At 43.6% G+C, this 21,117-nt stretch carries 18 protein-coding genes and 1 CRISPR repeat array; of the genes, 8 read left to right on the top strand and 10 right to left on the bottom strand.

The window, feature by feature from the left end; genetic code table 11:
• The first annotated feature begins 88 nt into the window (after nt 1–88).
• Together CW749_RS13585 and recR are read left to right on the top strand one after the other, a co-directional pair.
• Entirely contained in the window at nt 89–418 is a 330-nt protein-coding gene (locus CW749_RS13585) for a YbaB/EbfC family nucleoid-associated protein (RefSeq protein ID WP_101112665.1), read from the top strand.
• A 21-nt stretch (nt 419–439) separates the two neighbouring features.
• Nucleotides 440–1,039 (top strand): recombination mediator RecR, encoded by a 600-nt coding sequence (recR, locus tag CW749_RS13580; RefSeq protein ID WP_101112664.1) that lies wholly within the window; start codon nt 440–442, stop codon nt 1,037–1,039.
• A 67-nt stretch (nt 1,040–1,106) separates the two neighbouring features.
• Here recR and CW749_RS13575 read toward each other — a convergent pair whose 3' ends face one another.
• Nucleotides 1,107–1,634, bottom strand: coding sequence for a DUF2799 domain-containing protein (locus tag CW749_RS13575; RefSeq protein ID WP_101112663.1), 528 nt, complete (start codon nt 1,632–1,634; stop codon nt 1,107–1,109).
• A gap of 162 nt (nt 1,635–1,796) precedes the next feature.
• A complete protein-coding gene (locus tag CW749_RS13570) occupies nt 1,797–2,045 on the bottom strand; it encodes a YkgJ family cysteine cluster protein (RefSeq protein ID WP_101112662.1) in 249 nt (82 codons plus the stop codon).
• Between the two features lie 294 nt (nt 2,046–2,339).
• On the opposite strand from CW749_RS13570, the gene cas1f reads away from it, so the two are divergent.
• From cas1f to CW749_RS13540, 6 genes are all read left to right on the top strand, one after another.
• The gene (gene cas1f / locus CW749_RS13565; RefSeq protein ID WP_272897857.1) at nt 2,340–3,338 is read left to right on the top strand and encodes a type I-F CRISPR-associated endonuclease Cas1f; all 999 of its coding nucleotides are present in this window, start codon (nt 2,340–2,342) and stop codon (nt 3,336–3,338) included.
• Nucleotides 3,335–6,268: a CRISPR-associated endonuclease Cas3'' gene (locus CW749_RS13560; protein WP_101112660.1), complete on the top strand. Its 2,934-nt coding sequence runs from the start codon at nt 3,335–3,337 to the stop codon at nt 6,266–6,268. The genes cas1f and CW749_RS13560 overlap by 4 nt, the downstream gene beginning before the upstream one ends.
• A 3-nt stretch (nt 6,269–6,271) precedes the next feature.
• Nucleotides 6,272–7,219, top strand: a complete 948-nt coding sequence (gene cas7fv / locus CW749_RS13555; RefSeq protein ID WP_101112659.1) for a type I-Fv CRISPR-associated protein Cas7fv — start codon at nt 6,272–6,274, stop codon at nt 7,217–7,219.
• A 9-nt stretch (nt 7,220–7,228) separates the two neighbouring features.
• Nucleotides 7,229–8,239 carry a type I-Fv CRISPR-associated protein Cas5fv gene (cas5fv, locus tag CW749_RS13550; protein ID WP_101112658.1) on the top strand — a complete coding sequence of 337 codons (1,011 nt, stop codon included), beginning with the start codon at nt 7,229–7,231 and terminating at the stop codon, nt 8,237–8,239.
• Nucleotides 8,240–8,247: 8 nt separating this feature from the next.
• Nucleotides 8,248–8,799 carry a type I-F CRISPR-associated endoribonuclease Cas6/Csy4 gene (cas6f, locus tag CW749_RS13545; RefSeq protein ID WP_101112657.1) on the top strand — a complete coding sequence of 184 codons (552 nt, stop codon included), beginning with the start codon at nt 8,248–8,250 and terminating at the stop codon, nt 8,797–8,799.
• A gap of 130 nt (nt 8,800–8,929) precedes the next feature.
• Nucleotides 8,930–9,917: direct repeats of the CRISPR family, unit length 28 nt; unit sequence GTTCACTGCCGCACAGGCAGCTCAGAAA.
• A gap of 90 nt (nt 9,918–10,007) precedes the next feature.
• Entirely contained in the window at nt 10,008–10,448 is a 441-nt protein-coding gene (locus CW749_RS13540; protein WP_101112656.1) for a YcgN family cysteine cluster protein, read from the top strand.
• A gap of 57 nt (nt 10,449–10,505) precedes the next feature.
• Here the strand turns inward: CW749_RS13540 and CW749_RS13535 are convergent, their stop codons facing one another.
• From CW749_RS13535 to betB, 8 genes are all read right to left on the bottom strand, one after another.
• The gene (locus tag CW749_RS13535) at nt 10,506–10,949 is read right to left on the bottom strand and encodes a hypothetical protein (RefSeq protein ID WP_101112655.1); all 444 of its coding nucleotides are present in this window, start codon (nt 10,947–10,949) and stop codon (nt 10,506–10,508) included.
• A 193-nt stretch (nt 10,950–11,142) separates the two neighbouring features.
• A complete protein-coding gene (locus CW749_RS13530; protein WP_101112654.1) occupies nt 11,143–12,540 on the bottom strand; it encodes a hypothetical protein in 1,398 nt (465 codons plus the stop codon).
• 197 nt (nt 12,541–12,737) lie between these two features.
• Nucleotides 12,738–14,615 (bottom strand): BCCT family transporter, encoded by a 1,878-nt coding sequence (locus tag CW749_RS13525; protein WP_101112653.1) that lies wholly within the window; start codon nt 14,613–14,615, stop codon nt 12,738–12,740.
• Nucleotides 14,616–14,779: 164 nt separating this feature from the next.
• Nucleotides 14,780–16,000 (bottom strand): choline ABC transporter ATP-binding protein, encoded by a 1,221-nt coding sequence (choV, locus tag CW749_RS13520; protein ID WP_101112652.1) that lies wholly within the window; start codon nt 15,998–16,000, stop codon nt 14,780–14,782.
• Nucleotides 16,001–16,002: 2 nt separating this feature from the next.
• Nucleotides 16,003–16,845, bottom strand: coding sequence for a choline ABC transporter permease subunit (gene choW / locus CW749_RS13515; RefSeq protein ID WP_101112940.1), 843 nt, complete (start codon nt 16,843–16,845; stop codon nt 16,003–16,005).
• A 99-nt stretch (nt 16,846–16,944) separates the two neighbouring features.
• A complete protein-coding gene (locus CW749_RS13510; protein WP_101112651.1) occupies nt 16,945–17,883 on the bottom strand; it encodes a choline ABC transporter substrate-binding protein in 939 nt (312 codons plus the stop codon).
• A gap of 44 nt (nt 17,884–17,927) precedes the next feature.
• A complete protein-coding gene (betA, locus tag CW749_RS13505) occupies nt 17,928–19,628 on the bottom strand; it encodes a choline dehydrogenase (RefSeq protein ID WP_101112939.1) in 1,701 nt (566 codons plus the stop codon).
• A 25-nt stretch (nt 19,629–19,653) separates the two neighbouring features.
• Nucleotides 19,654–21,114: a betaine-aldehyde dehydrogenase gene (gene betB, locus CW749_RS13500; RefSeq protein ID WP_101112650.1), complete on the bottom strand. Its 1,461-nt coding sequence runs from the start codon at nt 21,112–21,114 to the stop codon at nt 19,654–19,656.
• Between the last annotated feature and the right edge of the window lie 3 nt (nt 21,115–21,117).

The following is a 21,117-nucleotide window of genomic DNA, read 5'->3' as shown; positions in this document are numbered from 1 at the left end:
CAGATGACAAATTGGAATGGGCGTTGAAAGCATGGTCTTTTACCCCCATAAAGAATTCATAACCTAAGATAAACCAGAGAGAAAAGAAATGTTTGGTAAAGGCGGTATGGGCAACCTAATGAAGCAAGCCCAACAGATGCAAGAGCGCATGCAAAAGCTTCAAGAAGAAATCGCGAACATGGAAGTAACTGGTGAGTCCGGTGCTGGTTTAGTTAAAGTAACCATTACTGGCAGCCACAGTGTTCGCCGCGTTGACATCGACGAAAGCTTGATGGAAGACGACAAAGAAATGCTTGAAGATCTGATTGCAGCAGCATTTAACGATGCCGCGCGCCGTGTTGAAGAAACTCAAAAAGAGAAAATGGCGTCAGTCACTGGTGGAATGCAAATGCCTCCAGGCATGAAAATGCCTTTCTAATTGACGCAGTAGATACAATTTATGCGAACCAGCCATATGCTGGAACAATTGATGGAAGCCTTACGTTGCCTACCTGGGGTTGGTCCCAAATCGGCGCAGCGTATGGCTTTTCATTTGTTACAGCGCGATAGAAAAGGCGGTCTTCAATTAGCGGATGCACTTTCTCAAGCAATGACAGAAATTGGTCATTGCAGCGAATGTAGAACGTTTACCGAAGAAGAAACCTGCCACATTTGTCTTAACCCTAAGCGCCAAGAAAATGGTCAGTTGTGTGTGGTGGAAAGCCCATCCGACATTGCTGCAGTTGAAGCGACAGGTCAGTATTCTGGTCGTTATTTCGTGTTAATGGGGCATTTGTCTCCGTTAGATGGAATTGGACCAAGTGATATTGGGCTTGATGTGCTCGATTTCCGGTTAAGGCGCAAAGATATTACTGAAGTGATACTGGCAACCAACCCCACTGTAGAAGGCGAAGCGACAGCCCATTATATCGCAGAGCTTTGTCATGCACACGACGTGGACGTGACTCGGATTGCTCACGGCGTGCCTATGGGAGGCGAGCTGGATCTGGTTGATGGGACTACACTGTCTCATTCAATTTTGGGAAGACACAAACTGTAATGTTTGCATCTTAACCCGACAGTTTTGATTGCTTTAAAAATGCCGCAAATTCTGCGGCATTTGTGTATTAGAACGTAACATTAAATTGGTAGCTCGTACTGAGCAAACTGGCTCTTTCGTTTGTAAGGCTTTTGCGCTCATCATTAAGTCGTTTACGTTCATCAGGGTCTAGACCATTTTTGTCGCGTAACTTACGGTCGATATCCTCGATTTCCTTTTTAATATCGTTAAGTCGCTCTTGTTTTAGATAGGCTTGTCGGCCGAGCTCGTAGTTTTGATTAAACTGTTCGTTGTCACACACGCCGTAATAGCTTCGACCGTTACGCCCTTCTTGATAGCCATTTCTAGGCGAACAATACTGGATAAGACCTCGCTCATAACCTTGACTCCAAGCCTCTTTATCAACGGTTATGCCACCTTCGGAACAGTCTTTAGCGTAGTCGTTAATAATATTAGGGTTCTCTCCTACCTGACCTTGCTGGTACCCAAGATCTCCCCAGTGTGTGGTTTGACATTCTTCAATGGACATAGAAGTACAGCCGGAAACCAGAAAAACGGTCAGCAGAAGCGAGAAAAAGATGTTTTGATTTTTCATTTTGTTTTTATACCTGTCATACAAATGTGAAATTGACGGTATAAATGGACAATATTAACTTTATAAAGTTCGAGAAATGTTTTGTTGTTCAAGCATAAAGTTATTGAAAAACCTGATAATTGGCTCCAAATCAAAAACGCGTACTTAAATCGAGGTTGAAAACTAAGTTAGACGTTCGAGTTCGGCAATATTAGCGAGGGCGTCTGCATTGGTTGACCCGCACACAATTGGGCAAGGTTTAAATTGATGACATACCTTAGGACGTTCTGGTTGTCCGAATAGCTTACAGAGGTTATCGTCGTTTAGCTGAATGCATCGCACACCAGCAGGCTTACCATTCTTCATTCCCGGAATAGGGGAAGAAATGCTTGGAGCAATACAACACGCCCCGCAACCTAATCGACAGTCCATAATAATCAACCTTTAAAAAATAGGGCGCGATATTAGCAGAAAATAGGGCAGGTGGCACCACCGTTCCCCCTTTTCTAAATTCCTCGTATTTTTAACTGCTTTTGCTTTGTGTAATCCATATTCGTTTTGTTGGAGGTGGTTATCCCTGAACAACGTAGAGCATTACATCGAAATTAAATAGGTTTCATATACCATGATCTAGCAAGCATTTCTCCCAATAAAAATCCTGATAATATGCCGATATGGCACATTCCGTGATTATATATCGACGGTAATTAATCTAATAGGGTAAACATTGGATACAGACTTCTCCCCAGTGACTTTAAAGCCATCCTGCATTCCAAACGCGCCAACATGTATTACTTGGAATACTGTCGAGTCATGCAAAAGGATGGACGGGTTCTCTACCTAACAGAAGCTAAAAATGACAATCAGTATTTCAATATCCCAATAGCTAATACCACAGTATTGTTACTTGGCAATGGCACCTCCATCACCCAAGCTGCCATGCGAATGTTAGCGCAAGCAGGGGTTTTAGTCGGTTTTAGTGGCGGTGGCGGAACACCTTTACATATGGCATGCGAGGTGGAGTGGTTTACTCCACAAAGCGAGTACCGACCAACCGAGTATTTACACGGATGGATGAAGTTCTGGTTTGATGATGAAAAACGGCTGGCTGCCGCAAAAACATTCCAGCAAGCACGCATAAACTACTTGAAAAAGGTATGGCAAAAAGACCGCGACTTAAAAGTAGAGGGGTTCGATTGTAACAGCGAAAAGATACAAACTGTCCTAGATACCTTTTATACAAGAACGGATGCAGCCAAAAAGCAATCTGACCTCCTTCTCACCGAAGCTCAGTTAACCAAATCACTTTACAAATATGCCGCCAATAATACCAAAGCCAAAAATTTTACTCGCCAACACCAGCCAAGCAGTACCGACAAAGCCAACGGATTTCTCAATCACGGTAACTACCTGGCTTACGGGTTGGCTGCCAGTTGTTTATGGGTGTTAGGCATACCGCACGGGTTTGCTGTTATGCATGGGAAAACCCGCAGAGGAGCGTTGGTTTTCGATGTCGCCGACCTAATTAAAGATGGCATCGTGCTCCCATGGGCATTCATATGCGCCAAGGAAAACGCCACAGAACAAGAGTTTCGCCAACAAGTGTTGCAAGCCTTTACCGATCACAAAGCCCTTGATTTTATGTTTGAAACCGTAAAGAGCTTAGCCCTAAAAGATTCCAATGCAGCACACATCGAAAATACTAAGCAGGATGACACATTATGATGGTCACCTTCGTTAGCCAATGCGAAAAAAATGCCCTAAAGAAAACCCGCCGGGTACTCGATGCCTTCGCCAACCGCATTGGTGACAACACATGGCAAACCCTGATCACCGAAGATGGGTTAATCACTGTTAAAAAAATGCTGCGTAAAACCGCCAGCCGTAGCACAGCCGTAAGTTGCCATTGGTTACGCTCGCGATCCCGTAGCCAGTTTTTATGGGTGGTAGGCAATAAAAATAAATTCAATTTAGAAGGTGTAGTGCCAGTGAATACAACACAAAAAGAGGTTTTTATGGATGTTATTACCGACAAGCCCAAATCGGGTGTGCTTTACGCCAATACACAACTTCAGCCGCTAGTAGAGCACTTATTTGCCGTGGGATATTTTGCCGAAGCGCTGCATAAAAGGTTATTCCCTGAGAGTACACAATTCTCAATGGCAAATTTTATCGCAGGTTGCCTACATGACTTAGGAAAGGTAGACCCCAAATTTCAAAACTGGGTAACAAACCCAAAAAAGAAGCACTTTGTAGCAGAAGATGGGCAGCATATTGACGATGCGAAATTCAGTTTTGAAAAACACCCTAGGCACAATGAAGTGTCGCTACTGCTTTATCAGTTTTTAGACAGTGCCGAATTAAAAACCCTGAACTCAAGCAATAAAGAATCGATAAAACACGCAATTTATTGGCATCATGCAAAACCCTACCGTAAAGACAAAAACAGTTTCACGACATATAAAGACATTGGTAAAAAACTGATCGCCAATCAGAAGGGCGCTTCTCTTCACGATATCTTAGGGCAGGCGCAATCCTTGCTAAAGCAAGTCGCAGGAGTAGACAAAAAATACCGTTCGACTGAACACTCAATGCTGAGTAAAGCGATTGATAATAAAACCGTTTCAGAACTGGAGTCTGCGATTCCAAGCTCATTGCACACGCCTAGCTACAAAGAATATGAGATAGAAGAATCCGTTTCAGCGAATCGTAGTAACGTAAAAATAAACGCATTAAATAATATTGTGCGAGCCTGTGTCATTACAGCCGACAGAATAATATCAGCCATGAGCGCAACAGAGCTCCACGAGGCAATATTGCAGCGCACATTAGAAGATAAAGTGAATGAATTACTTGAAGTAGAGTCAACACTCACTTCCAGCATTGAAGCTTGTCTAGGGGCATTTTATCCAAATAGTGAGCGCAGCCTTAAACAAGGTGATATTGCCAAACAGTTAACCTACGCAGAAGATGTGGCAGTATTAGCCGGTGCTGCAGGTTGTGGCAAAACCAAAATCGCGTTGGAGTGGGCAAAGCTACAAGGAGCAAAACGCATAATTTGGGTGTGCCCCCGAGTGCAAGTCTGCCAAGGCTTATTTTATGAATTGACCTCAGAGCAATATCTACCGAATAGTACGATTGAAATAAATACAGGTGAATTTAAATTCCATAATCAGTGGGATAATCCCATACCAGAAGGGGAAAGCTTTTCTGGCGATATCGTCATTACCACCATCGATCAAATTTTTGGCTCTGTGATCAGCCACACAAACGCCAATACCCTCATCGATTTTTTAAATAACCATGTTGTTTTTGATGAATTTCACGAATACGTGAATGTGCCAGCATTTAATTTACTGTTTGCTGAACTTATCGCCACGAAAAAACTGAAAGGGCAGCAAGCCAATACCCTATTGGTGTCGGCAACCCCTCATTATGTCTTTGTTGAAGAGTTATTGGATATTCATGAAGATGACATCATCGAAATGCCATCATTTAATCAAAGCCAGTATCAACTCGACTTCAACGTGTTTGATGACACCAAGCTTGATACTACTAACCCACTATTCATGCCTCAACGTGACAGTACTTTTGTCATAAGTAATATGGCTCTCACCGCCCAGAATGGCTTCATCGCTAATCAACATAAAGAAAATGCAGTGTTACTGCATTCAAAATTCATCAAAAGCGATAAACAAAAATGGTTCGCAGAGGTGTTTGAATCATACAAACGCGACGGCACGCGGAAATTCGAAGTGCTACGCAGCGGCCCAATTGTTCAAGCCTCTTTGAACATCAGTTGTGATTACATGGTTGCGGAAATCACTAACGCAGAAGATTGCTTACAGCGCTTAGGGCGGCTAGACAGGTTTGGCGTTAACAAAGAAATAAACATTTATACCTTGGCGGTGCCTGAGCCTATTGCCGCCTCAAAAGGGAACAGCCCTGCCTCCCGCTTTTTATCAAAACTCCATGTGCTCAAGTCTGTGCGCGAATGGTATCAGCACTTACTAATCAATTTAGAAGGTAAGAACTTTAGCTTGCCTGACATTTACATACTTTATAAAGATTTCCACCGTTCAGAGAAAACAAAGCAGTTCATTGAAAATGATTTGGTGGCAGCATTAAAAGAAAGTGTCAATAGAATTAACGCCAAGGTTATCGATCCCATTGTCGTACCACCCAAAAAGAGCAAGGAGAAAAAACGCAGCAAAATAAGTAAAGGGTCATTACGTGGTGACAATCGTTTTGCGCAACTTGCCGTGGTGGATTTAAGCCACTCAGAGCCGCGGTATTTAGAGCAATATGCTTATTCAATCCCACTCGACGATGAAAGTAACATCGATAATTTAACGTATTCCACCAATGCGATTTTAGGGTACGGGCAAAGCGATAAAGACCTCCTTTCTCACATGTTCAAAAAGCATCACAACATAATGGGAGGTACGAAATCATATAATGATAATACCTTGCTCAATGAAGCCCGAGATCCAGAATCCCCGATTTATTTAAGTTATACCACGAACGATTTACTCACAGTAGGCGGAGAAAGTGCCCGTCACCCGCACGCTATTTATTATGCAGTCTGTGATAAACAACCCATAGGCGCAATGGCAGTTAAGCAAATTAATCAAACAACAGAAGATGAGGAATAAACGATGGAAAAAATAACAGGCATTAAAAGTGTTGATTTCAAAATTAAAGCTCTAGGTCATGGTGTTGTGAATTGGAATGGTCCAACGACACTAACTGGCGATAATGGAAAGACTGTTGATAACCATACGCTTCCAAAGCTAAGAGGTTATTCAAATTTGACAGGAAAAATAAAAGACGAGACTGGCTATAAATATAAAAAAGAAGCTACGGATATCGATTTCAAAAAAACGCCTTTATACATAAGCCAAAATTGTATTCGCCATCACTTGTTTAAAGAACAAGCGTTTGATCTGCATTTTGCTGGAGAAAAAAACTTAGAGAAAGTTTTAGCATCTATCACAGGGCTTATCCGTGGTTACGTAGTGCCTTCGAGTCAATGTAAAAGAACCAGCCCTTTGCTTGTTGAAGACTTTGTCGATCAATTAGGGAATGGCAATTATGAGCAATTTGGTCAGGCAGGTGAACGAGACAGTTCATCCTTCTTCTCGAAAACCACTTTTGGTGATACAGAATATCTTTCATATGGTTCTATTAGCATAGAGCAGCTACAGTTTATTTCGTTGGACAAGAAATTTGACCGAGCATGCATGATCATAAAAGAAGGGCAAGGTGAAGAGGTTGCAGCAACAGTGCAAAACTTTATCAAAGAGCTAAACCCATCTTTAAACCCCGTCACTACTTTCCATAGTAACTATGTTCGTAAAGGAACCATTTTCGAAGAAGGTGAGTGCGGTATTTTGTTAAACGATGACGCAGTAAAGGCATTGATTGAGCATACATTGTCACGCATCGCCGATTTGAGTATTCGTCAAGCCAAGGGATATATGTATGTTGATGAAATTACTGTGGATTATAATGATAGCCATAAAATGATGCGTATAAAGCGTAATGAATCTGAAATCGTTAGCGAGCCACACTCTCAATTTGCTCAATATTTTTACGCAAAATAGGCAATCAATATGAAAATAACGATTGAATATGATTCATGTTGGCGTAATTCCTTTTTAGGAGGTTCTAATAATGAAGCGATCCCAAAAAAGGGAAGAGAGTTTTTAGGATCCATGACCAACCTAAAAAAAGAAGGTAACTTTAAAGTCTGTGAAAATACAATAGATACTGTAATGGGGTTACTGAATCGATTAATTGGTGATCAACGAAAGCTCTATCAAGCACGTAGCAAAATGTATGAGAAATCATATTATTTTGAGGAGTTAGAAAGCAAAGTTTCTTTTGAGGATAAGCCTGAGTTTACAAATGAAATGACGTTTATCCGAAATATGAATGGCAGTACAGATCAGAATTCATTTACTGGCATGATCAAAGTGTCCGATCCCATTTTTACATCCGAATACTCACCAATGTTTTGGGGCGTACTAAATATGGATGTATCTACATTATGCGATTTTATAGTCGATGATATAGTGATTGATAGGAGAATTGAACTTGATCCTCTAAGTATTATCAGTCGCCTTGAATTTCTGAATAAAGAGAAACCCCAAGAAAATAAAGATGCGGTGGCAAATGCGGTCGTTACCCTTAAATCTATTTTTCCTGATATAGAGTACTTAAATAAAAAAGGACAAGTAGTGACGGTCAGTCTGTATTGTTCTGCTTTATATCTTCAACTGATGCGCTTAGAACGACAATTCGATATGTCTTCAGCAAAAACGAAAGCTGGTGGAATAAGTGGTATCTCAAAACGTGGTTTCACAAAAAAAGACTTTATGGGGCGATATACCACAGGTCCAAAAAAAACCATCTGGGGTAATCCTTTTATTAAAAAAGAAAAAATAAAAGGGCAGGGAGAAGTAAAATCAATGATGACCAAAGCCAGTGGTCAATTAGAAATCATCATTGATGTCGATAGAGAGAAAGGGTTAGAAATCAAAAAACTCATTGAAAATGCGGGCGTGTCAAGCTTTTACTTAGGTAAAAAAGGTCTTGCGTATGTTTCAAATATTCGAGTTTAGGAGGAAGCATGGATTCTTATATTGATATACGACTAAAGCCTGATGCTGAAATAGGGGAAGCCGAACTCAGTAGTAAATTATACACAAAGTTTCATAAAGCGTTGGTAACACTGAATACTAACCAGATCGGTATTAGCTTTCCGCAAGTGCATGTGAAACTTGGACGATTATTTCGTATCCATGGTGAGTCGAGTTTGCTGAATGATCTCCAAGGGCTGGAGTGGTTAGGACCACTTAGTGGTTACTGCCAAGTAAGCCATGTATTAGCTGTGCCAGAACAAACTCAATATCGCGTCATTTCCGAGAAAAGAAGCAACATGAGTAAGGCAAAGCTAAGGCGATTAGTCGCGAGAGGTACAATAGATAAGGAAGGAGAAAAGCGCTACAAGGTTAAAATGTTAAGCCAAAGCTTTGATAATCCTTATTTAGATTTGCGTAGTAGCTCAACCAAACAAATCTATCGGAAATTTTTTGAGTTTAGTGACGTTAAAGAGAATTCGAGCGATGGCATTTTTGATGCTTATGGTTTAAGCCGGAAGGCAACGATACCTTGGTTTTAACCTTATTTTTTTGCTCTTTAAAAATAAATATATAAAACAGTGAGTTACAATTGGTCTGTTTTTATAAGGTTAAAGCTTGGTTTTTAATCTAACGATTTGTTGTAACTTACTTTTTTGATGGTAATCTATTGTTCACTGCCGCACAGGCAGCTCAGAAATAATGGATTGGATACGATAAACACATTCTCATGTTCACTGCCGCACAGGCAGCTCAGAAAGTAGTTATCAATCTGATACCAGTCGTTATCAAGTTCACTGCCGCACAGGCAGCTCAGAAAATTCTGGACGTGATCCCATTGGCGGGCTATTGGTTCACTGCCGCACAGGCAGCTCAGAAAATCAACATCGAGCGGCATTCGGTCATAGTCGGGTTCACTGCCGCACAGGCAGCTCAGAAATCCGGTTTCACAAGCTGCGCATGCATATGTGCGTTCACTGCCGCACAGGCAGCTCAGAAAATATTGCTTGGCTGCGAATGATTGCTGAGTGAGTTCACTGCCGCACAGGCAGCTCAGAAATTTTGCGTAATGGTACGAGAAACGCCTTTCAAGTTCACTGCCGCACAGGCAGCTCAGAAAAATTACAAATAGAAAGTAAAGCTCGGTGGTCCGTTCACTGCCGCACAGGCAGCTCAGAAAAATTATCTTCTAGATATGCCAATGGAAGTAACGTTCACTGCCGCACAGGCAGCTCAGAAATACACTGACCGCCGATGAATTCGCCCTGGCACGTTCACTGCCGCACAGGCAGCTCAGAAATTCTATATTTTGAATATGTTGAAACAGCTTCCGTTCACTGCCGCACAGGCAGCTCAGAAAGTAAGAGTGACACAGTTTGTTGTTGAGGGACTGTTCACTGCCGCACAGGCAGCTCAGAAAGATTACTCAATGGGATACATTACTGTTAATGAGTTCACTGCCGCACAGGCAGCTCAGAAAAACGAACGTGGCACAACCTTAGATCAGCATCTGTTCACTGCCGCACAGGCAGCTCAGAAAATTCGATAAGCAGTTCGAGTACCAACTCTATCGTTCACTGCCGTATAGACAGCTCAGAAAAACTGGCAAGGGCTCGCGGAGTATCGCGGGAAGTTCACTGCCGCACAGGCAGCATAGAATAATCTAAATCACTTGCACTACTGGTGCTGAACGGATATAACGACGCCTCCTTAACGTATTCGGTTAAGGCGTGAACATTAAGCAGGTAAAATCATGGCACAATTTTGGGAAACAAAATCACTGGAAGTAATGACAGAAAAAGAGTGGGAATCTCTTTGTGACGGTTGCGGAAAGTGTTGCCTGCATAAGCTGATGGATGAAGATACCGATGAGGTTTACTACACCAATGTTGCATGCAGTTGGCTAAATGATAAGACCTGCGGCTGCAAAGATTACCCTAACCGTTTCCAATCTGGCGAAGAGTGCCTAAAACTGACTCGCGACAAAATTGACGAATTCCACTGGCTACCTGAAACCTGCTCGTATCGTGTTCTTGCTGAAGGCCAATCCCTGCCGGAATGGCACCCGTTAATCACTGGATCCAAATCTGCCATGCATGCAGCAGGTGAAAGCGTACGCAACAAAGTGGTCTATGAAATTGATGTGGTGGACTGGGAAGACCATATTTTGAATCATCCTAGTAGGAACTAGGTGTATCAGGGATTATCAATAGATTATTTACCCCTATCTACTCAACATCAGCCTACATTACTTTATTTTCGCCGCAACCAGTTTTGCAAGATCTGAATATAAACTCTCATGCGATATTTTTACGCTGGAATCAATCGTTGCTCTTCGAAATTTGCTTAATGCAGAGAATACTTGTTCTGGCGTTAACGTACTTAGGTTCGAACTTCTTAGAAAGGTTCGGAAATCTTCGTACTGACCTGAACGAAGTGTATAAGCCGCTCCGTGATTTATCATTACTCTAGCAATACTGTAGATTACGATAGAAATGACTCCGCACATTGCATTTACAGAACAGATCAGAACATTTGATGATGTGTGACCATGCTCTACCAACCAATTTAACCCATAAATTAAAGGTGAGGTTGCACAAATAAAGAGAATGTAGCCTATATAGCGCAATAGCGATCCTTTGCGAGCTGAACCCTCAATTTTACTCTCTATTTCCTCTAGTACGTTTTCCAACTACTGCTCCAAACGACCGTGCTGACAATTGATTTCACCAATACAATATTGAGACTAAGCCAGCAACCGTTTCTTCATTCATATTTATAAAGTGAGTCCGATACAGGTTTTATTTGATGTTTGTTGCTGTAATTGTGCAATAAACAGTGATGGGTATTGCCCCCAAACCCTAACTGGTTTGGGGGCGTGTTGATTAATATTGGTTAGCGTCAAGCCACTGTCTTATTTTGCGAGCTTTTGAATAAGTCAGTGTCATGTGAGCCTCATTGTTACTTGGGTAACTTGCTACCTCAGTAAAGTTAGACTCGTTCCCTGCGAGCGCAGAGTTGGTTGAAACAAAAGAGTGTTTTTGCCCCACGGTAACGTATGGTGTTATTGGGTGCGCTTGGGAGGCAATTAGGTTTGAAAATACAAGGTAGAAATCGGCGTATCCGCCCGCTGTATTGTCTAAACTAGGGTTTGTGTAAATCTTGTAGTATTTGCTGCCTCCGTTGTACCACTTTCTATGCAACTTGAAGTGAGTTGTGAGTTTTCTACTCGAAGCGCCTTGAGTTTTAGATTTAGCCCCATTTGTGATGGCAAGTGTAGGAATGGTGTTCAGGTGACCAAGGCTACGGAGCTTAGAAAGAAGTGCGTAACGGTCCGAACTGCCAGATGGTGAGTTGATGATCAGCTCACGGAACGTTTTCGTATCTAGTTTTTTAAGAATGGCTTGCAGTTCTCTTCTCGCCTCTCGACATTTTCCGCTTAACCCACATAATCTGCTATCAACTTTACTGAGTAGGTGCTTGGTATTGTCGATAATGGTGCGGGGGAAGTTTGCTCCTAGGTGAGGCGCGTCATAAGAAATATAGGTGGAAACTTTATCCAGTTTGCCTTGATCTTCGAGCTCGGTGAGCGCGTAACGTGCGACTACACCACCCATCGATAGCCCAACAAATGACGTGGAAGTGACAGTGGAATGGCTGTTAATTTTTTCGAGCAGTAACTGCACACCTTTGGCGTTATAAGCGATTCCGCCATTCTGATTGTGATAGCGATACAAAATAACATCGTAACCTGCGTTTCTGAGGCTGGACATTAAGCCGCCAGAGTTAACATCGTTGTAGAAGTTTTGTTGTGTATACCCGCTACTGTCAATGCTGACGTGATAAGGCTGAACGACGACGACAGGTTTATCCAGAACATTATCGTTACCTTTGTAAACGTGGGCAGTACCATAAGTATATTTCGGGTACTCTGTCCAGAGTTTGCAGTGTCTTCCTGGGCGCCTAGCTTCTATTTGTATCGAAGAATCTATTGGAGCAATACGTGGAATTTCACCATCCCACCACTCGCAGTATCGAATGGTTTCTTTAGATTGGATATACCAATTACTCGAGGAAGAGCGAGCGGAAGTTCTTGAAAGTGGAGACATCAAAGGGGGTTGAGCAACAGTCGCAGGTTGAGAGCCTATTACATGGTTGCTATCAAGTGTTAGACCGTATTCGTCTTGTAAACCTTGAGCATTTGCTGTCGTGAAAATACTCATTCCCGATAACACCAAGAGTGACTTTGAGAGGTTGCCGGTTAAGCTACGTTTATCCATCATTTCCTTTCCTTAGAAATACATAAAATAAGAGTTTGGTTTTTAAAGATAAAACCCAAAGTTATGATATAGATTGCTTAACTGAATTTTGAAGGTATTTTCTAGAGAATGATCCGATTTATAAACCTAGTTATCGTAAGGAAAAAGCTGAAAGGACGGAGCAAGATAAGGCACCGCGAGGTGCCCTATGGGATTAAATATCAATTTACTGCCTGATTAAACTCCATCCTTGCTTCTTGTGCTTGCTGAGACAAAAGTTCTTTGTTTTCCTTGGCTTTTGTCATCAGGCTCTGCAAGGTCTGAAGCTCTTCTTGCATCTCCGTTGGTAGTTGATGGTCGGCTACATTTTCATCGTCACAATGTTCAAGTACATAGGCGCGAATACGTTTTTTCATCGTGATTAACTGATTGAATGCATCTCGCTCTTGCTCTGCTGCTTCTTGGGCGGCGTCTTTACTGCGTTCAAATCTCGCAAGTGCCATTCCTTCTGAAGACCAAGGATCCATATCGGGCAAGTCTTCGATATTGATGGTCGGCTCCACGTAATCTTCTTGGTGACGAATGTCCAAGCTGGTAGCTCGTACTGCGGAGACCATTAACATAACGGAGATGACCAAAAGTGGTAATCCACCCACAATTGCAGCGGTTTGTAACGTGCTTAATCCACCCAGAAACATCAATACTGTGGGCAGAAAAGACAAGGTAAATGCCCAAAACATTCGGTTCCAACGCATGGGTTCTTCCGACACATTGTTTTGAACCACTGACGCCAAAATGTAAGAAATGGAATCGAATGTGGTCGCGGTAAAAATGATGCAGAGTAGAGTGAATACTGCAATCACGACTTTGTTAAATGGCAGTGCGTTTAACATGGCAAAGATGGCTTTGGTCGCACCCTCTGCATTTAAAATAGCGACCACATCCAATTCGCCCGAGAGCTGGAGCGATAGCCCGTAGTTCCCCAAAATCATAAAGAACATGAAACAACCTAGGGAGCCAAAGAATATCGAGCCAGTAACCATTTGTTTGATGGTTCTTCCACGTGAAATACGGGCAACGAATAGCCCCATGCTTGGTGCGAAAACCAACCACCATGCCCAATAGAAAATGGTCCAATCCTGTGGGAAGTGCGTGTTATCAAAGCTGCCGTAACCGCCAAAGGGCTCTGCCCATGTAGCCATCGTAAAGAAGTTAGAGAGCATTCTTCCAAGCGAATCTAACCCCGTTTCCAGCATAAAAATGGTAGGCCCTACCGCGAGCACAAAGGCCAGTAACCCCATAGCGCCCCAAAAGTTGATGTTACTGAGAATCTTTATGCCTTTTTCCATGCCCGCATATGAGGAATAGGCGAAAATAGCGGTGCAGACCAAAAGCACACCAATTTGGCTATAGGTATTTTGAGGAATACCAAAGAGTTGGTTGAGCCCCTCGCCAATCAAAGGTGCCGCTAGCCCTAAGGTTGTTGCGGCTCCACCTAACAAACCAAAGATGAAAAGCACATCAATGATTTTTCCGGGAGCTTTTTGGGTTCGAGCTTCACCAAGTACTGGCATTAGTGCACTAGAAACCTTTAGCACTGGCTGTTTACGTACATAGAAAAAGTAAGCAATGGGCAATGCGGGGATCAAATAGATCGACCAAGCAATCGGCCCCCAATGAAAAATGCCATAGGTGGCCGCCCATCGCACCGCTTCTTCACTGCCGGCTTCTAGCTGGAACGGGGGAGATTGGTAGTAATATGCCCACTCAATACAGCCCCAATATAAGATACTGGCACCTATCCCTCCGCAAAAAAGCATGGCTGCCCAAGAAGCAGTAGCGAATTCAGGTTTCTCATCCGCTTCTCCCAACTTGATTTGCCCCATGTCGCTAAACACAACATAAATCATAAAGAAAAAAGCACTAATACCGAGAGTAAGGTAAAGAAACCCTAGTTTGTCTGTCATAAAGCTTTTGGCTATCGATATCCAGTGTGCCCCTTCAATAGGGAACAGAATGAGTGGAATCGTTATCAACGTCAGCAGTGCGATCGCGCCAAAAAAAGTGGGTTTGTCGATAAGAGAAAAGGGGTTATTCACAAGAATTTTCCACAAAAAATGAGTGGGCTATTATGAATTTGTGATTGAGATTTGGACAAACAAAGATATTTGTCCTGAGGATAAATTTTAGCGTGCAGATGTTGATTGTAAGTGACAATTAATCCTAGCCTCTGTACTTGAAGAGGCTAGGGAATAAATGAGAGTTAAGCCGCGTTGTGGTGGTGCTTGCCCAATAACCCCGCGTAAAAATCACTGTCGTCGAGCACACCAATCAGCTCATTGTTTTCGACCAGCAGAATCGGTAGACCGCTATGTTGCTTTAGGGTAATGGCTTCACGCATACCGATATCTGGGCTGGCAATGACAACGGAGTCTCTTTTTATATCACTCAGTGTGACAGATTCTTCACGCCAATCGACCAGTTTCAAATCTACTTTATTTTCTTGAGCCGATGAATTCCCCGAATAGACAGAGCTGTCTATGCAAAGTTGATTATTGCGTTCTTCAACCCAAACTTGCTGCGTTGGACAAATCTGCCATTTCGCACCATTTTGTTTTAAATCACTCACTGGCTGCATTAAAGAGCGACCTTTAAGCACGTTCAGTGGGTTGGTATGGGAGACAAAATCCTTCACATAATCGTTTTCAGGAGATAGGACAATCTGCTCTGGCTTACCATGCTGGATAAGTTTGCCTGACTCCATTATTGCAATGTTGTTGCCAATTTTTAATGCTTCATCAAGGTCATGGCTGACAAATAAAATGGTCTTGTTGAGCTTCTTTTGGAGTTGGATTAATTCGTCTTGCAGTTGCGCTCGAATTAATGGGTCCAAAGCCGAAAAGGGCTCATCCATCAACAAAATGTCGGTATCCATCGCGAATGCTCTCGCGAGCCCAACGCGTTGCTGCATACCGCCAGAAAGTTCATGCGGGTACTTACTTTCCCAATCCGCCAGTTCTACCATTTCAAGTTGTTCTCTGGCTTTTGCTCGACGTTGCGCTTTTGACATGCCTTGCATCTCGAGTCCAAACGCAACGTTGTCAAGAACCGTTAACCAAGGCATTAAGGCAAACTTTTGGAATACCATCGACACGCGGTGAGTACGAAGCCGTTGCAACGTATTTTCATCGCAAGACGATAGCTCCACTTGATTACCTTCATCTTTAATTTGAAGCGAACCGCGAGTAATGCTGTTCAAGCCATTCACTGCTCGCAATAGACTGGATTTACCAGATCCAGATAACCCCATAAGAACGCAAATCTCGCCTTCCTTTACGCTCATCGTTACGTTATCGACACCTACGACTTGCTGGGTCTGATCGATGATCTCTTGGCGCGTTTTACCTTCATCCAGTAAATCCAAGGCAAGTTGAGGCTTATCACCAAAGACAACATCAAGGTTTTGAATCTTAATCGCATCCATGATTACACTTCCTTTTGATTCGGTGATTTGCACAGTCGATCAAGAATGATGGCGACAAGCACAATGGCGAGGCCTGCTTCAAACCCCTGAGAAATATTCACGGTGTTGAGCGCACGTACCACGGGTTTCCCTAAGCCATCAGCGCCGACCAGCGCAGCGATAACCACCATTGAAAGCGATAACATAATGCACTGAGTAATGCCTGCCATTATGCTTGGTAGTGCAGCAGGCAGCTCGACTTTGAAAAGCAGCTTCATTTTGCTGGCACCAAATGCCTTTCCAGCCTCGATAAGTTCTTCTGGAACCTTTGTAATGCCTAGGTACGTTAGGCGAATTGGGGCTGCAATAGCAAAGATAATGGTAGAAATAAGCCCCGGAACAATGCCCAAACCAAACAATACCAGCGTCGGAATCAGGTAAACGAACGTTGGGACAGTTTGCATGAGATCCAATATGGGCCGAAGCAGGGTATAGAGCCATGGTCGGTGTGCTGCCATTACGCCCACTGGAATACCAATTAATACGGAAATCGTTGTCGCAGCAAATACCAAGACAAAGGTTTCCAGCATTTCTTGCCAGTAGCCTAGATTAAGAATGGTTAGCAAGGCCCCGATGATAAATATCACTAGGGGAATACTTCGGTGTAGATACCACGCCAATGCAGCGGTTAGTACGATAGGAATAGCGGGAGGCATCCACTTAAAGATGTCGACAACAAAAAGGATGACGGTTTCAAGGAGGATTGAAATGGCATCAAAAAAGCCAGCACCGTTCATGGTGAGCCAATCAACGCCTGTTTCCATCCACTCACCAACAGGAATTTTGTTGTTAGTTATAAAGTCCACAATAAAACCTTGTTTAAGGATAAAACCCAAGTTAAGAATAAAATCTAAGTTAATAGAGGAAATTAACGCTAACAGGGGGCGAACACCCCCCAATTAATATTATGCGTTTGAATTAACGTAGCTATTTACGGCTTTAGCAGCATCGCTACCGGAAAGGGTTTTTACACCTTTAAGCCAAGCTTCAACTTGTTTTGGGTTGTCTTTCAGCCATTGAAGTGCTGCTTTTGAAGGTTTGACATTCTGGTTAAGAATCGCTTCCATCAAAGCATTTTCCATTTCGAGGCTGAACGCTAGGTTCTGCAAAAGTTGACCGACGTTCTTACACTCATTTAGGTAGTTTGCACGCACATTGGTGTAGACATTTGCTCCACCATAGTTAGGACCGAAGAAATCATCACCACCGTCGAGGTATTCCATATCGACGTTGCTGTTCATTGGGTGAGGAGCCCAACCTAAGTAGACGATCCACTGGTTGCGACGTACCGACCTTGCCACTTGAGAAACCATGCCCGCTTCGCTTGATTCAACGAGGCTGAAGTCTTTTAACCCAAATGCATTGCTGTCGATCATGGATTGAATAAGGCGGTTTCCATCATTACCAGGTTCAATGCCGTAAATGCGATCTTTAAATTTGTCAGCGTGTTTTGCTAAATCGGCAAAATTCTTTACGCCCGCATCGTAAACGTATTTAGGAACGGCAAGGGTGTATTTTGCCCCTTCTAAGTTGGCACGAACAGTTTCGACAGTGCCAGCTTCACGGTATTTAGCGATATCTCCCTCCATGGTTGGCATCCAGTTGCCAAGGAAGATATCGATATCACCGTTCGCCATTGAGGAATACGTAACAGGCACAGACAGCAGATCGATTTTGGTTGTATAACCCAGGCCTTTCAGAAGTTCAGACGTGACAGCCGTGGTTGCGGTAATGTCTGTCCAGCCCACATCTGAAAAACGTACTGTCTCACATTGGTTGGCATAGGCATTAGCCGCTATCGTGCTAAGTGCGAGTGTCGACAGGGTTTTTGTCATCATAGACATAGTAATTTCCTTGTAATAGTTACAAAGGTCAGCAGACCCTAACTTTAATCAATAGACTTTACGTCTCTTTTTGGTGTCTCTGTTCTTTGTTTCTCTTCCCAATTTGGCGCTATCCAAACGGGTAAATCTTTTCTTGCTAATAGTGGGTTGCCCAAAATAATGTCGGCTGCTCTTTCGGCCACCATAATGGTGGGCGCATTCAGATTGCCGTTTGGAATGGTTGGGAAAATAGAAGAGTCAACTACTCGCAGTCCTTGAATTCCACGTACGCGGCAGGCTTCATCCAATACCGCCATTACATCGTCATTGGCCCCCATTTTGCAGCTGCATGAAGGGTGATAAGCACTCTCGACATTCTGCTTTACCCATTCATCAATCGCTTCGTCGCTGGTGATGGAAAGCCCTGGTTGAATTTCTTCACCGCGGTAATCATCCATCGCAGGTTGAGACAGAATCTCTCGAGTTAATCGAATGCAGTCTCGCCAGTCTTGTTGATCTTGTGAGGTTGAAATGTAGTTAAACTCGATTTTAGGCTTGTCTAAAGGGTTACTAGATACAATGGCAACTGTGCCTCGGCTTTCGGGTTTATTAGGCCCTACATGCACTTGAAAACCGTGATCTTCGAATGCGGCTTGTCCGTCGTAACGCATGGCAGCGGGTAAAAAATGGTATTGAATGTTTGGCCATTTCAACCCTTTACGTGATCGGATAAACGCGCAAGATTCGAAGTGGTTAGTTGCGCCTAACCCCTTACGAGTCAAAATCCACTCTGCGCCGATCAACCCTTTACTTACCAGTCCGAGTTTACTGTTAAGCGTGATAGGTTCTTTGCATCGATATTGGAAATAAACCTCTAGATGGTCTTGCAGATTTTCTCCCACACCGGGTAATTCATGTTTCAGTTCCACACCGGCTTGTTCAAGCACGTGAGATGGACCAATTCCCGAAAGCTGCAATAATTGAACGGAGCCGATTGAGCCAGCGCTCGAAATGACTTCTTTGTTTACATAGCATTTGGTTCGCTTGCCTGAACGTTCGAATTCAATACCAATGGCTTTTTTCTCTTCCAGCAAAACGTGATGAACGACGACCCCTTTTAACAATGTTAGGTTTGAGCGCTTAAGCGCACGCCTAAGGTAGGCGTTGGAAGTCGAAGCTCGTACGCCTTTGTCTACCGTCATGTGCATGGGGCCAAAGCCCTCTTGCTGATAACCGTTGTAGTCCGAAGTTTCTGGGTAGCCTGCGTCTTTTCCGGCTTCTATAAAGGCTTGATACAACGGGTTCAGAGCCATGTCGTTGCCGTTGCATGTGCCAACGGGGCCCTCTCCACCACGGTATTCATCCGCACCGCCCGACCAAGACTCTGCGCGTTGGAAGTAGGGCAAGCAAGAGGGGTAATCCCACCCTTTAGCGCCTTGTTCTTCCCATTCATTAAAGTCACAAGCGTGACCGCGGACGTACACCATACCGTTGATAGATGAGCTTCCACCTAAAACTCGTCCTCTTGGGCAATGAAGTTTTCTGCCATCAAGCCCATTCTCTTCTACGGTTTCGAATTGCCAGGCGTATTTTTCCGTGTTCATCGGATAAGAAAGAGCAGTGGGCATTTGAATAAAGATACTTTTATCCGTGCCACCCGCTTCAAGCAGCAGAACCTGATGTTCACCGCTTTCAGAGAGCCTATCTGCCAACACACAACCCGCTGAACCGGCACCAACGATAATATAATCGTAGCGTTGCTCCATTTCTTTATCTCCGTTTGGCTGCCGCTTAAGCGTATGGGCTTTCATAATCGCCAAGTTCAATCAGCACACTTTTGGTCTGAGTGTAATGACGTAACGTTTCCGGCCCGTTCTCGCGGCCAATACCGGAATGTTTATAGCCTCCAACTGGCATTTCTGCTGGTGAATCACCCCAAGTGTTTACCCAGCAAATGCCCGCTTGAAGCTGGTGGATGACTCTATGCGCTCGGGATAGGTCTTGAGTAAACACACCAGCGGCTAATCCGTAAGTGGTGTCGTTGGCTCTTTTGATAACGTCTTGTTCGTCTGAAAACTTCAGCACAGACATAACAGGGCCAAAAATTTCACTTTGAACATGTGGCATCCCATCTTCACAATTCACAAATACTGTCGGTGCAACAAAGTTACCGTTTTCCAACCCGTTGTCGGTAACCTGATAACCGCCAGTGAGTAGCGTGGCGCCACTTTGTTTTGCCGCTTCAATTGCGCTTAACACTTTGCCCAAATGTTCTTTGGAAATCAGAGCACCGATTTGAGTCTGCATTTCGGTTGGGTCACCGACGATCAGTTTTTCAGTTCTTTCTTTTAATTGGCCAATGAATGCATCGTAAATGGCTTCATGAACGTAAACGCGTGTACCGTGGGTGCAAACCTCACCCTGCGTGTAGAAATTGGCAACCATAGCTGCAGAAACAGCGCCATCGAGCTTGGCATCATCAAAGATCACCATTGGTGACTTACCGCCTAGTTCCATGGTGACTTGTTTTAAGGTTTTCGCACTGTCTGCCATGACTTGTTTTCCGGTTCCGGATTCACCAGTGAAGGAGACTTTGGCAATGTCTGGATGTGCGGTAAGCATTTGACCGACCCGATGATCACCTTGCACGACATTAAATACGCCGTCTGGAAGCCCAGCTTGAGTAAAGATTTCAGCCAGCTTTAATACGGATAACGGTGTTTCTTCCGAAGGCTTAAAGATCATTGCGTTTCCGGCAGCCAAGGCAGGAGCAGATTTCCACATAGCAATTTGAATAGGGTAGTTCCATGCTCCTATACCTGCGCAAATGCCTAAAGGCTCGCGACGTGTATAGAAGAATTGGTTTTCACTCAAGGGTTGTTGCTCACCCTGCATACCGGGTGCTAGACCTGCGAAGTACTCAATCACATCAGCGCCAGTCACAATATCAACATCTATGGCTTCTTGGATGGGTTTACCCGTATCCGATACTTCCAATTTAGCCAGTTCGTCATTTTTTTCACGTAACAGAGCCACCGCTTTCAGTAAGATCCGGCTGCGCTCGGTTGGCGACATGGCGGACCAAACGCTAAATCCTTGCTTGGCAGATTGAATGGCACGTTCCAGATCTTGTTGGCTAGCCTGACCAATTTCAGCTAATGGCTGTCCTGTCGCAGGGTTATAGGTTGTGAAGCTTTCTTGCGAAGTTGCGTCACATGCGTGACCGTCGATATAAAGTGATTTCATATTCATTTA

Origin of the sequence: Vibrio sp. vnigr-6D03 (genome assembly GCF_002835515.1) — a bacterium.
Classification (GTDB): Bacteria; Pseudomonadota; Gammaproteobacteria; order Enterobacterales; family Vibrionaceae; genus Vibrio; species Vibrio penaeicida.
This window is presented reverse-complemented; position numbering and strand designations above follow the sequence as displayed.